Annotated in this window: 13 protein-coding genes and 1 pseudogene; 3 read left to right on the top strand and 11 right to left on the bottom strand. The window is 41.2% G+C overall.

Going from position 1 to position 13,197, the window contains the following annotated elements:
- Positions 1–104 precede the first annotated feature (104 nt).
- The 4 genes and pseudogenes from D4T97_RS08850 to D4T97_RS08835 all read right to left on the bottom strand — a co-directional run bounded on the left by D4T97_RS08850 (position 105) and on the right by D4T97_RS08835 (position 4,500).
- Complete coding sequence (locus D4T97_RS08850; protein WP_126049755.1) at positions 105–1,082, bottom strand: alpha-ketoacid dehydrogenase subunit beta; 978 nt, start codon at positions 1,080–1,082, stop codon at positions 105–107.
- A 3-nt stretch (positions 1,083–1,085) separates the two neighbouring features.
- Entirely contained in the window at positions 1,086–2,201 is a 1,116-nt protein-coding gene (gene pdhA / locus D4T97_RS08845; RefSeq protein WP_126050259.1) for a pyruvate dehydrogenase (acetyl-transferring) E1 component subunit alpha, read from the bottom strand.
- A 1,004-nt stretch (positions 2,202–3,205) separates the two neighbouring features.
- A pseudogene (locus tag D4T97_RS08840) lies at positions 3,206–3,727 on the bottom strand (S8 family serine peptidase); the annotation flags it as partial.
- A 131-nt stretch (positions 3,728–3,858) separates the two neighbouring features.
- A complete protein-coding gene (locus D4T97_RS08835) occupies positions 3,859–4,500 on the bottom strand; it encodes a YkyA family protein (protein WP_126049753.1) in 642 nt (213 codons plus the stop codon).
- Between the two features lie 130 nt (positions 4,501–4,630).
- Here D4T97_RS08835 and def point away from each other — a divergent pair, with 130 nt between their 5' ends.
- Entirely contained in the window at positions 4,631–5,185 is a 555-nt protein-coding gene (gene def / locus D4T97_RS08830; RefSeq protein ID WP_126049751.1) for a peptide deformylase, read from the top strand.
- Positions 5,186–5,206: 21 nt separating this feature from the next.
- On the opposite strand, the gene D4T97_RS08825 is transcribed toward def, so the two are convergent.
- Entirely contained in the window at positions 5,207–5,998 is a 792-nt protein-coding gene (locus tag D4T97_RS08825; protein WP_126049749.1) for a Cof-type HAD-IIB family hydrolase, read from the bottom strand.
- Between the two features lie 410 nt (positions 5,999–6,408).
- On the opposite strand from D4T97_RS08825, the gene D4T97_RS20660 reads away from it, so the two are divergent.
- Both D4T97_RS20660 and rnjA read left to right on the top strand, forming a co-directional pair.
- Entirely contained in the window at positions 6,409–6,618 is a 210-nt protein-coding gene (locus D4T97_RS20660) for a DNA-dependent RNA polymerase subunit epsilon (protein ID WP_126432675.1), read from the top strand.
- A 3-nt stretch (positions 6,619–6,621) separates the two neighbouring features.
- Positions 6,622–8,289, top strand: a complete 1,668-nt coding sequence (gene rnjA / locus D4T97_RS08820) for a ribonuclease J1 (protein WP_206435549.1) — start codon at positions 6,622–6,624, stop codon at positions 8,287–8,289.
- Positions 8,290–8,914: 625 nt separating this feature from the next.
- On the opposite strand, the gene D4T97_RS08815 is transcribed toward rnjA, so the two are convergent.
- The 6 genes from D4T97_RS08815 to D4T97_RS08790 all read right to left on the bottom strand — a co-directional run bounded on the left by D4T97_RS08815 (position 8,915) and on the right by D4T97_RS08790 (position 13,195).
- A complete protein-coding gene (locus D4T97_RS08815; protein ID WP_126049747.1) occupies positions 8,915–9,583 on the bottom strand; it encodes a potassium channel family protein in 669 nt (222 codons plus the stop codon).
- A gap of 136 nt (positions 9,584–9,719) precedes the next feature.
- Positions 9,720–10,355 (bottom strand): response regulator transcription factor, encoded by a 636-nt coding sequence (locus D4T97_RS08810; RefSeq protein ID WP_126049745.1) that lies wholly within the window; start codon positions 10,353–10,355, stop codon positions 9,720–9,722.
- A complete protein-coding gene (locus tag D4T97_RS08805; protein ID WP_126049743.1) occupies positions 10,352–11,401 on the bottom strand; it encodes a sensor histidine kinase in 1,050 nt (349 codons plus the stop codon). Before D4T97_RS08805 ends, D4T97_RS08810 begins: the two co-directional genes overlap by 4 nt.
- Entirely contained in the window at positions 11,398–12,120 is a 723-nt protein-coding gene (liaF, locus tag D4T97_RS08800; protein WP_126049741.1) for a cell wall-active antibiotics response protein LiaF, read from the bottom strand. Before liaF ends, D4T97_RS08805 begins: the two co-directional genes overlap by 4 nt.
- Positions 12,121–12,161: 41 nt before the next feature.
- On the bottom strand, positions 12,162–12,815 hold the full coding sequence (locus tag D4T97_RS08795; RefSeq protein WP_126049739.1) for a PspA/IM30 family protein: 654 nt from the start codon (positions 12,813–12,815) through the stop codon (positions 12,162–12,164).
- 20 nt (positions 12,816–12,835) lie between these two features.
- Positions 12,836–13,195 (bottom strand): lmo0954 family membrane protein, encoded by a 360-nt coding sequence (locus D4T97_RS08790; RefSeq protein ID WP_126049736.1) that lies wholly within the window; start codon positions 13,193–13,195, stop codon positions 12,836–12,838.
- Positions 13,196–13,197 lie beyond the last annotated feature (2 nt).

Below are 13,197 nucleotides of genomic sequence, written 5' to 3'. Positions count from 1 at the left end.
TATTGGCGGATGGCGCGTTCTCACTAGAAAAGCGCGTCAGGAGAGACCCTCAGTCCGAAGCGAAGAGGGGGCTCACCAACCATCCGCGGGTAATCAACTAATTATTAAAACTCAAGCACTTTCTTGGCTGTTTCAATTATGTCCTTATGGTTCGGAAGCCAAACAGGTTCTGCCTGAGAGAATGGATAAACTGTATCCGGAGCTGTAACTCTAAGAACCGGGGCCTCCAAGCTTAAAATCGCACGATCATTGATTTCAGCTACAACATTTGCAGCAATTCCAGCTTGCTTCTGTGCTTCCTGCACAACAATAGCCCGATTCGTTTTTTCAACTGATTTGATAATTGTTTCGATATCCAGCGGGCTCACAGTACGAAGATCAATTACTTCAACTGAGTGACCTTCTTTCTCAAGAGCTTCTGCCGCTTTAATGGAGTCATGGACCATAGCGCCATATGTGATGATGGAAAGATCGTTTCCTTCACGCTTCACTTCAGCTTTACCAAGTGGAATTGTATATTCCTCTTCAGGAACCTCCTGTCTGAATGAACGATACAATTTCATATGCTCAAGAAAAATAACCGGATCATTGTCACGGATTGCTGAAATTAACAAGCCTTTTGCATCATATGGCGTGGATGGGATAACAACCTTTAATCCAGGCTGTTGTGCCATTAAACCTTCCAGGCTGTCTGCATGCAACTCGGGAGTATGAACGCCGCCTCCAAATGGTGAGCGGATTGTAATCGGCGCATGATAAGAACCGCCTGTCCGGTAACGCCAACGCGCCATTTGGCCGCTGATGGAATCCATTACTTCATAGACAAATCCGAAAAACTGGATTTCCGGAACCGGACGGAACCCCTGTGTCGCTAAACCAATCGCAAGTCCACCGATGCCTGATTCAGCTAGAGGAGTATCAAATACACGTTCTTCCCCAAATTCTTTTTGCAACCCTTCCGTCGCACGAAAGACGCCTCCATTAACCCCTACGTCTTCCCCAAACACAAGGACGTTTTCGTCATTGCGCAGCTCAGTGGCAAGCGCATCTGTAATTGCTTGAATCATAGTCATTTGCGCCATGGCTTACTTCGACTCCTTCTCTTTATATATTTCATTCTGTTCTTGCAGGTTAAATGGAAGCTCTTCATACATATTTGAAATTAAATCCGTCACTTTCTGTTTCGGCGTGTCGTCAGCTTTCTTAATTGCCTGCTTGATTTCTTCTTTAGCTTTTTCTATCACTTCATTTTCTTTCTCTTCATTCCAAAGGCCTTTGCCCTCCAGGTATATTCTGAAGCGGACAATAGGATCTTTTTTCTCCCATTCGCTGTCTGTATCAGACGTACGATAGCGTGTTGGATCATCACCCGCCATAGTGTGCGGTCCGTATCTGTAGCAAATCGTCTCAATCAAAGACGGACCTCCGCCATTGATCGCACGTTCTCTCGCTTCATGAATAACGGCATATACAGCAAGTGGATCCATTCCGTCAACGACAACACCCGGAATCCCGGCTGAAACAGCTTTTTGGGCAATTGTTGTTGCAGCAGTTTGCTTTTCACGCGGAGTGGAAATGGCAAATTGGTTATTTTGCACGATGAAGACTGCAGGTGCACCATATGCACCAGCAAAGTTAATTCCTTCATAGAAATCACCTTGTGATGAGCCGCCATCACCTGTGTATGTAACAGCTACCGCTTTCTTTCCTCGCTTCTTCAATCCTAGAGCAACACCAGCAGCTTGAACGTATTGAGCACCAATAATAATTTGTGGCGGGATCACATTGACATCCTCTGGAATCTGGTTCCCGACAAAATGTCCTCTTGAAAACAAGAATGCTTTATATAAAGGAAGTCCATGCCAAATAATTTGTGGAACATCACGATATCCCGGCAAAACGAAATCTTCTTTTTCTAGTGCAAAGTGAGAAGCAATGGCCGAAGCCTCCTGTCCAGCAGTCGGAGCATAGAAACCAAGACGCCCTTGGCGGTTTAATGAGATACAGCGTTGGTCAAGAACACGCGTATAAACCATTCTGCTCATAAGCTCCACCAATTGTTCGTCGGACAAATCAGGCATCATTTTCTCATTGACCACTTCGCCCTTTTCATTTAACACTTGCACCATTTCAAACTTTTCTTCAATGCTTTCAAGCGTTTTAACTGCATCAAATGGAGCTGTCTTCGCCTTTGAAGCCATTAAAACCACCAATCCTTCCTATATTTATTCTTGTTTTGACTTTTATTCTTAGATTACCCTAAACGGCATGTTCAACTATTGCAATGACTCTTTCGTATATGTTTTCCACAAAACTCGTGCAAAAAACCTATACTTTTCTCTACCTTCAAACTGTATTAATTGACATTTGCCGTTTTATAATACAATTTTTTATATATCCCGTTTTTTAGATTACATGACAACTTCTTTTAAGTCAACGATTTTGGTAATAAAAAGAGTTGTGTTTTAATCTGCTCCAAGTGATTCTATTTAACTGTATTATAAAATATAAAACTCCTGTACTACACAAAAAAGAAAAGTCCAAAGGTGTTATACAACATAATAGTCAAAATGGTATCCCGATTTGTTTGCATTTAGCCAAAAAGACTCGAACGGAGAATGGAAAGTTATACCTCTGACAACAAAAGAGTTAGGGCTTCTTTTGTTTTTTGGTATTATTTAAGACTCAATGGATAACCAAAGTCCATAATGAAGCTATGTTTCCATTAACGCCCCCAAGAAGCGTTCGAAATGCTAGTCCAATTATTATGGCTACCTCTTACTTTTTGGCCCTTAAGAATAGATGTCCCTTTTCAACTGCCGTACGTTATGTATTCTAGTAATTGGGAGGTGAAACATCCGGGGCAATGGGGATTCACCCTACAAACAAAGCAACTCAGATCGCATGATAGTTTGCCACAACCAGAGCCATCGCATCCCCACCTCCAGTAGCCACAACACGCTCATATACCGGAAATTTACACTCTGCTTGTCCCCTCACTTCATATTCTCAAACCCAGTACCAAAATAATTTGGACTGTTCATAAAAAGGCACTCCCCCAATAACACGCATAAAAGGGCATATTATTTCAGGGAAGCACATTACGATTAAACACGCCTATTCCGGTGGAGAATAAAATGGCTTCTTTCAAATCTATAAGGTAAACGGATAAACATGATCCTACTCTCTTTCATGATTCCTCTATTCAAATTAACCTTCCAGCATCCAAATAGCCATGACCTTGAACAAAAGGTGGTAGTCCCATATCTGTACATGCATGAATAAGTTTTTTTTACTTGGTCCGGTGATAAATGTGGTTCTTTTTGTAGAAGTTGTGCAACGACTCCTGTACAAATTGGTGTGGCCATTGAGGTTCCAGATAATGAGCAATAGTTTGTATCTACACGTGTCCCTGGATTTATTTTATCGAGGAAAGATCCTGGGGATCGCAAGGAAATAATACTGACGCCTGGAGTTAATAGATCTGGTTTAATCGGAGCATTTGGACCATCGATCGTTGGGCCGCGACTGGAAAAGTCGGCTACCGAATCATCAGAACGATTTATCGTATCAATGTCATTTGCAGCACCTACTGTTATCACTTTAGGACTGATTCCTGGGCTTGCAATGTTTGTTGAGAAGGACCAGAGTTGCCAACAGCTACACATACAACCATTCCGCTATCCCATGCTGTATCCACACCATGTACACGGCCTCGTTCGCTCTCTCATCGCTTGCCTTCTCCATATACATAAATTAAATAAGGGTGCTAATTTAATTAGCACCCTTATCTGACTGTCCGCCACAAAAAAAAAAAGGAAACGAACTATTCGTTTCCTGAAAAATTAAACTGAAATGTTAACCTTCGATGATGCCGGTCTCTCTATACAATTTTTCTTTTTCTTCATTGAACTTTTCCGTGAATTTGTTGAAACGCTCATTCGCTCTTAAAACTTCTTCCTGAGCCTGGTTCGCGGCATCAATCTGGCTCTCGAGATCTTCAAACTTCAGATCCTTATTTTTCACCAACTCATATATTTTCCGATCTTCTTTAATAACATCTTTATAAGCCTTTATAAGTTGCTCATGACTCTCGTATCGTTGATTCATTATTCCTTGCAGCTCTTTGGCTTTTTCTTTTAACCGATCATCCTTCAGTTTATCAATTAAATCATTGATTTTTTCAAATTCTTTCTTAGAGGCTGCCATTGCTTCTTCTTCTTTGGCAAGAAGCTCTTCCCGTTTATCCAAATTGGCAAGCGCATCATCGGCAAGAGAAGAAATTTCATCAAACTTTTTCATGCCCAACTTCATCATTTTGTCGAACAGTGCTTTTTCTTTCTCTTCGAGTTTCATCAAAGCTTTTTGCTGCTTTTCAAAGTCTTTCTCAATAACGACTGTTTCTTCAAGATTTTTATGTATTTGCTCTTCCGGGCTTCCGCATGCGGAAAAAAGCGCTGTGGATGCTAGTACTACCGCGGCTAAATATCTTTTTTTCACCGGTATTCCTCCCATCATTACCATAGTTTCTACTATAATGGCAATGATGGGATTTTACAACAGACTTTATTTTGATTGTCATTGTTGGTAAACTGATTTTTACAAGAGAACATTTCAGGAGGAAACACTAATGCTGCTAATGAAAGATATCATTCGGGATGGGCACCCTACCCTTAGAAAAATTGCAAAAGAAGTGCCGCTTCCGCCTGATCCTGCTGACATAGAAACATTAAAAAGCATGGAGGAATTTCTGATAAACAGCCAGGATCCGGTCATTAGTGATAAATACGGCCTTAGAGGCGGAGTGGGCCTTGCGGCACCACAGATTAATGTACCCAAGCGCATGTTTGTCATGCGATTGACTGATGAAAAAGGAGAGGAATATAATTATTCTTTTATTAATCCAAAAATCATCAGCCATTCTGTTGAAAAATCGTATTTGACATCCGGGGAAGGGTGCCTGTCCGTTGACCGGAATATTCCTGGGTATGTGTTGCGTTATGCAAGAATCACAGTAAAAGGCTTTAATGAGAAAGGTGAAGAACTCAAACTTCGTTTACGGGGACTCCCAGCGATTGTCTTCCAACACGAGCTTGACCACCTAAACGGCGTTATGTTTTATGATCACATCAATAAGAAAAACCCGTTTCAACTGAATGAAAATGCAATTCCCATCGAAAATTAAATCCGGTATATCCGGATTTTTTCATTCTATTGTTTCAAAGGAACCAGCCAATAGTCCGACTTCTTTTAAGCCTTTTACAAGGCCATCATGTTCCACATTTGTTGTAACAATATCAGCATGTTCCTTAACAATATCATGGGCATTTCCCATGGCCACACCGGTTCCAACTTCTTGTAGCATTTCAATATCGTTCAATCCGTCCCCAAATGCATAAACTTCATTCATATCCATTCCTAAGCGCCCAATCAGTTCCTCGATTCCCCTTGCCTTTGATCCGCCTTTCGGAACTATGTCAAGGGAATATTCGTGCCACCTTATAAATGATACATCGTCGAAATTAGACAAATAGTCGGCTTCATTTTCTTTTGTAAATAAAAGCGCCTGATATATATCCCTGTCAATAAAAAATTCTGGATCGTATTGCGGGTACGCCATTTTCAAGGTCCCTAGACTTTTTTGGATCCTGTCATTATGTTTGGTGTTTGTTTTTAACGTTAACTCGTTCATGTAAACCAGGGCATGGCCATGCTTGTCCGCTGTTTGCTGGATACTTTCCAGTATCCCAGTATTAATCGGGTTTGCGTATATCAATTTATTTTCAAATACTACATATTGGCCATTAAAGCAAACATAAGAATCTATATTCAATTCTTCGAGCAAGGAAGATATCATGAACGGTGCCCGCCCTGTTGCAATAGCTGTATAAATGCCATTTTTTTGCAACGTATGTATTGCTTCCTTCGCTGAGGCAGGAAGGTTTTTTTCCTCATCCAATAATGTTCCGTCAATATCAAAAAACACAATTTTCCTCATATTTGATCCACATCCAATAGTTAATTTTCCAATGAAACCCATGATAGAGATTTCTATTTTCAGCATATAATAAAACAAATAAACTTGCACAAAAAGAGCGTACATTCGCCAAGATGCTTTTACTTTGGACTAAAATCGGTTAAAATGGATGATAAGGAGTTGATCCACCATGTTTAAGAAGCTAAGAAGGAAGCTTTTAAAACAGTGGAAAGATTTGCTCAAGAAAAAGACGATTGCCTAATATTCAAATATTACCGTTTACAAACCCTCTTTTTTTTAGAGGGCTTATTCTTTTATTATATGCCATTCAACCTGTAAAAATTGTCCGCGTTAAAAACATGCATTAATTGCAGCTTTTTAATATAATAGAGAATATTGGAATTTGAACACGGAGCTAAGGAGAGAAAGTGATGATTTATAAAGTGTACTATCAGGACAGCTTGACGGAAATGCCTGTCCGGGAAAATACCAAAGTTTTGTTTATTGAAGCAGAAAGCGAGCTAGAGGTCCGCCGACATCTGAAAGACCGCCAATTAAATATCGAATTTGTTCAACTCTTGGAAGGACCTTACCTTGAATATGAGAAGAACAGTCCAAATTTCAAGTTGGAGACTGTGTAGCATATGAAATTTGTAAAAAATGATCAGACTGCAGTTTTCGCCCTGGGCGGTTTGGGTGAAATCGGTAAAAACACATATGCAGTACAATTCCAAGATGAAATCATTTTAATTGATGCGGGAATAAAATTTCCGGAAGATGAGTTGCTCGGGATCGACTATGTTATCCCTGATTACACTTATCTTGTAAAAAATGAAGATAAAGTTAAGGGACTTTTCATTACGCACGGCCATGAAGACCATATCGGCGGCATCCCATACTTGCTGAGGCAAATAAATATTCCTATTTATGCCGGTAAGCTTGCAATGGGATTGATTAAAAATAAGCTTGAAGAACATGGTCTGCTAAGAAAAACCACATTCCATGAAATTAATGAAGATGATGTCATCAAGTTCAGAAAGACATCGGTTTCTTTTTTCAGGACAACCCACAGCATCCCGGATTCATATGGGATTGTTGTAAAGACTCCGCCTGGGAATATTGTTCATACCGGCGACTTTAAATTTGACTTTACTCCTGTAGGAGAACCAGCAAATTTAACGAAAATGGCGGAAATTGGAAAGGAAGGCGTTCTTTGCCTGTTGTCAGACAGTACGAATGCGGAGGTTCCTCATTTTACAATGTCTGAACGCAAAGTTGGGGCAAGCATTCAAGATATCTTTCGCAAAGTGGACGGCCGAATTATATTCGCCACCTTTGCTTCAAACATCCACAGGCTGCAGCAGGTTGCTGATGCGGCAGTAGCTAATGATAGAAAAATTGCCGTCTTTGGCAGAAGTATGGAAGCGGCTATTGAAATTGGACAAGAGCTGGGTTACATCCGGGCTCCGAAGGATACGTTCATCAATACACAGCAGCTTAACAGGCTGCCTGCAAATAAAGTGACAATCCTTTGCACAGGAAGCCAAGGTGAACCCATGGCAGCATTATCACGTATTGCCAATGGAACACATCGTCAAATACAAATTCAACCAGGAGATACTGTAGTTTTCTCATCTTCACCCATCCCTGGGAACAAGAATAGCGTAAATAGAACGATTAACCTTTTATATCGTGCCGGAGCTGATGTCATCGCTGGCCCTCTCAGCAACATCCATACATCCGGTCATGGAGGACAGGAAGAGCAGAAATTGATGCTCCGTCTTATTAGGCCTAAGTTTTTCCTTCCAATCCATGGAGAATTCAGGATGCAGAAAATGCACGCTCAATTGGCAGTTGATTGCGGAATTCCAGAAGAAAACTGCTTTATTATGGATAATGGGGATGTTCTCGCGCTCAGTTCCGATCAAGCAGAAGTTGCAGGTAAAATACCGTCCGGCTCCGTATATATAGATGGGAGCGGCATCGGTGATATCGGCAATATTGTCCTTCGCGACCGCAGGATTCTATCTGAAGAAGGTCTTGTTATCGTGGTTGTCTCCATTGATATGGAGCAATATAGAATTGCTGCGGGGCCAGATATCATTTCCAGAGGATTCGTCTACATGAGAGAATCTGGTGATTTGATTAATGAAGCACAAAGAATGCTTGCCAAGCATCTAAACAGAGTTATGGACCGGAAAACTACCCAATGGTCCGAAATCAAAAATGAGATTACAGACACATTACTGCCGTTTTTATACGAAAGAACAAAAAGACGCCCAATGATCCTACCGATCATCATGGAGGTATAACAAAAAGGTACTACCTGTATTTTTGCAGGTAGTACCTTTTTTGTTAATGGCTAAAGCGCTTGTCGCTCCTAAGCAGCCGTCCTCCGCTTTTCTACTGTCCAGCTACAGCGCTCAGCGACTAGCAGGCTTCCTCTTCCTTCCTACGATAAGTCAACATCGGCTCCAACGGACAGGACGTCCTAGTGCCACCGACGCACAGGAAGTGCTAGTGCAAGCGAAGCGACAGGATGTCGCGTTCTGAGCCTGCCGAAGCCACAGGATGTGGCGCTTTGAGGCGGCCGAGTCGCCGTGTTTCCTTTATCTCGTCAGGAATCGTCCAGTCTGTACGTCGATAAACGAGCGCTTTCGCTTTCCTGCTGTCTAGCTACAGCGCCTATCGACTAGCAGACTTCGCGCCTCCTCCTACGATAAGTCAACATTCGGCTCCTTCGTCGCCGTGTTTCCTTTATCTCGTCGGAGTCGCTCCAGTCTGTACGTCGATAAACAGGCGCTTTCGCTTTTCTAATGTCTAGCTGCGGGCGGCAGGGGCTCGAGGTCGCTTCGGTCAAATCAATGAAGTCAAAGAACGACTTCACTGATTTGCCCTCCAGCGCTTGTCGCCCCTAAGCAGCCGCCCTCCGCTTTTCTACTCAACCAATACTTTTTTCTCAAAACGGTTAATGTCCGTATCTGCCCCAATGATAATTAAAATGTCATTAAGCTCGAGTGGTGCATTGGCCAATGGAGAAACAATGATTTCCTTTCCCCTTTTAATGGCAACAATGTTTAATCCATATTTAGCCCTTATATCAAGCTCTACAAGAGTGTGTCCCGCTAAGATATCGTTTACCATGACTTCCACGATACTATACTCCTCTGACAGTTCAAGGTAATCAAGGACGTTTGTTGAAACAATATAATGAGCGATCCGCCTACCCATATCCCGCTCAGGATGCACGACATGATCGGCCCCAATTTTCCGGAGGACCTTTTCGTGGTAGTCGTTTTGGGCTTTTACAGTGATATGTTCAACTCCAAGCTCTTTCATTATAATTGTTGTGAGTATACTGGATTGTATATTGTCTCCTATCGCAACAATTACATGGTCAAAATTGCGTATACCCAAACTTTTTAATACATTCTCATCTGTCGTATCCGCAATTACTGCCTGTGTTGCTATGGAAGCAAACTCATTCACACGGTCTTCATTGATATCAATGGCCATGACTTCCATCCCTTGTTCTGTTAGCGAACGTACAATACTACCACCGAAACGCCCAAGGCCGATGACTGCAAATTCTTTTTTCACTTTCATTCCTCCACTTTTGCTCTGTTGCTATTTTAGCATAATAGTCAGCCATTCACATATCCAAAGAGCTTCAAAACCTCAATCGCTTGGATAAAGATATACAACACATAACAAAAAAGTAAACCCTTCCACTAAGAAGAATTTACTTTTTAATGACTTCATTTTTAAATGCATAAATGACAGCTTGCGTCCGGTCCTGAACTTCAAGCTTGCTCAAAATATTGCTGACATGTGTTTTAACCGTTTTTAACGTGATGAATAACTCATCCGCAATTTCCTTGTTTGCTTTTCCTTCGGTCATTAAGGTGAGTATTTCCATTTCTCTGTTCGTCAGATCATCATGAAGAGGGCGTTCTGCTTTATGCTGAAATTTTTTCATCATTTTATCCGTAACTTCGGGCTCAAGTACTTTATGTCCTTTATATGCAGATCTGACAGCATCTGCAATATCACTCGCCCTCGAAGTCTTTAACATATAACCGGTGGCACCCGCCTCCAGAGCCGGATAAACCTTTTCATCATCCAAAAAGCTCGTTACGATTAAAACTTTTGCTTCAGGCCATTGCTCAATAATCGCCTTTGTAGCTTCAATCCCGTTCATACCCTCCATGACCAAATCCATTAAAATGATGTCCGGCTTTAGCGACAAGGCGAGCTCAACGCCTTGTTGACCATCTCCCGCCTCTCCGATCACCTGAATATCCGGTTGAATGGATAAGTAGGCCGAGACACCAATTCGAACCATTTCATGATCATCAACTAACAAGACCTTGATCATTTTTCATCCCCCTCCTTATTCGGCAGGGGGATTTTCACCTCAATACTTGTCCCCCGTCCCGGAAAAGTGACTATCTTGACATTTCCCCCAATTTCAGAAGCCCTTTCCCTAATATTCGTCAACCCATATGAACCTGCCTTTTGATCATCATTCATGTTGAATCCTTTTCCATCATCAATCACCTTTAAAAAAATGAATTGATCCACTTTCATCATATGGACTTCCAGTGTAGTTGCTTTTGCGTGCCTTAAAGTGTTAGAAACTGCCTCCTGCAATATTCGGAATAAGTGATCCTCGATGCCTCTTTCCAACTGTACATCCTGCAAATGCCATGTTACTGTCAGCGGAAGTTTAGCCGTCAATTCAGACAGGATTTCCTGCATTCCCATATGAAGGCTTTTGCCTTCCAGCTGAACTGGCCTGAGATGCAGGAGCAAAGCCCTCATTTCAGATTGAGCTTCGTTAATGATTTCTTCAACCAAAATCCGTTGTTTTGCAGTGGATTCACCCGCTGGATCAGGACTTTGATTTATAGCGGATAATAGCATTGTAGCAGCAAATAGCTGTTGGCTTACAGAGTCATGAAGCTCCCTGGCCAACCGATTTCTTTCTTTTGTAAGAACCTCCTCTTTTAATTCGCGGTTCCATTTCACCCGTTCATTGGAGAACTTTTGGTACAATATCGTTTGTTCCTTGAGCCGTGCTCTGATATTTTCGATCCCTTGCCAGATTGACGGAAAATTTCCATTTTTTTGAGCTGGAATACTTATTCGATCATAATTCCCTCCTTCCAGTTCCAATAGACTCCGCTCAACGTTCTCTATTTTTTTGTCAAGGGAAATTCCGACTATAAAGCCAGCTGTCGCACCCACTAATAAACATACTGCCAATATGAAAAAAACATTCGGAACAAGAAAAAAATCATCTTGCATCAATGATTGATACCAATCTGCATCGACGGTAAATAGAAGACTTAATAGGACAAACAGAAAAGTGAAGAAGGAGACGGACGCAAAATAAAATGAAAATGTTTTTGCCATTCTCATGTGCGTCTCACCTCAACATCTCCGAAAACAACACTTGTGATGATTTTTATTTTTCGCGAAGCCGAGTCATCTTCTCCGTCTGTATAATAAATGACATTGGAATTCAACAATTCCTGCTCCTGGTTAAAGATACTCAATTTACCACTAATCGCGGAGTGATTAATAGTTACGGAAGCATCGAATGGTACGATGAGCTGAATATTCCCTACCAAACCACGAATAAGAACTATACTTTCTCCTGGTGGAAGCATGGTCATTCCAAGATCTATGATCGTATTTCCAAATCCGCATTGTATATTAATATCATCCCATTCAAATATTTCATTGAATATCCTCTGATTTCCGGTAAGCGTATTTTTAATATAGGGGATCTTCTTGTTAATTTTTGACTTCTGGTTGGGCGGAATGGTTTCTATTATCATTTTTTTGGGTTGATTTTTTGTTCTTGAATATTGAATAAGTGCGAAAACAGCTGCGGATATAATAAAAATTTTAAAAACAACTGTTGAAATGAAAGGTATTAAAACAAGTGATACTCCGATTATTAAGTAAATTTTCTTTGAATCTCTATTCCTATAGCTTTTCCAATAGTAGATGAGAGAGCAACCTATCAGGAGGGGGACAAATAGCCTCCAATTCAGCAGAAGCTCCATCGCTATTCCAATACCTGCGATCAGCATGGCCCAGCCAATTTTGCTGTTTCGGCTGAAGTTTTTCATTGGTGTCCCTCCTCATAGGTAAATTAGTCACTTCTATATTATCACGAGTTGTTTCTTAATTCGCCTGTTTCTTGTTTATTTATTTCTTTTGCAAGCTGCTGTATACGTGCATCAAATAGGCTGATGTCATATTCATCATTTGCTTTCTTTTCCTCCCTATCGAATAACTTTTCAATGTTCTCCAAGTTTTCGGCGGGGATGCCAAATTCGGATTCTTTCAGGACCCTGTTCATTTTGTTTTTCATTATGACAATGTTTTCCTGGCCCATAAGCTCCAATCGTTTCATATGCATATCTTTCAGCTTCAATTTCATTTCCCGATATTTATGTTCGAGTTCCTCCAGCTGATTCATTGAATTCTCATAGCCTTGTTTCAGTCGCTCGGCACGCTCTTCATATTGAGCCTGCTCACGCAGTGCGATTTCCGACAGATCTTCTGCCCCCGCTTCCAAAGCAATCTCCCCTTGATGTCTTCGCCTGTCAGCCATTGTTTCCGCCTGTTTCCACTCCTTATAAAACTCATCCTTCAAAAGCTTTTGCCTTTCTATCAACTTTGATGCTTTTTTAACTTCTGCTTCGCTTTCACGCAAGTATTGATTGAGAAGAGAGATCGGATTCGACTGCTTCTGTTTTTCAGCGACTTCATAGAAGTCATCTTTTATGGCTTGTTTAATCTTTTCGAATAAAGTGTTCATTTTTAAAGTCCCCTTTGTCTTTAAATTTTTGTCCGGCCTTTTTCAAGCTCATTCCATTGGCGTTCAAAACTTGTGAATGGATCATGTTCTGTTTCAACTGCCTCTGCTTTTTCCTTCTTCCAGTTTTTAAAACCGACATACAGGACATAAACGGCAGCTATTCCTGCCAGTGCCGGCAAATTTCCCAATAGTCCCGACAACCCAATTACTCCCAAAATCCCCCAAGCGATTTTTTGCCATGTGGAATCGGTTTTTAAAAATTGTTTTAGCGAATAGTAGACAATGATCAAGCATATCGCTAACCCTACAATGTTTCCAAGGCTTGCAATGGCGATAATTGCCAATATAGCAGCCAGTGTGAAAGTAAGTAATTTTTTCACTT

The organism is Siminovitchia acidinfaciens, assembly GCF_003605385.1.
GTDB lineage: Bacteria > Bacillota > Bacilli > Bacillales > Bacillaceae_C > Siminovitchia > Siminovitchia acidinfaciens.
Note: the sequence above shows the minus strand (reverse complement) of the source record. Positions and strands in the feature narration are given on the sequence as shown.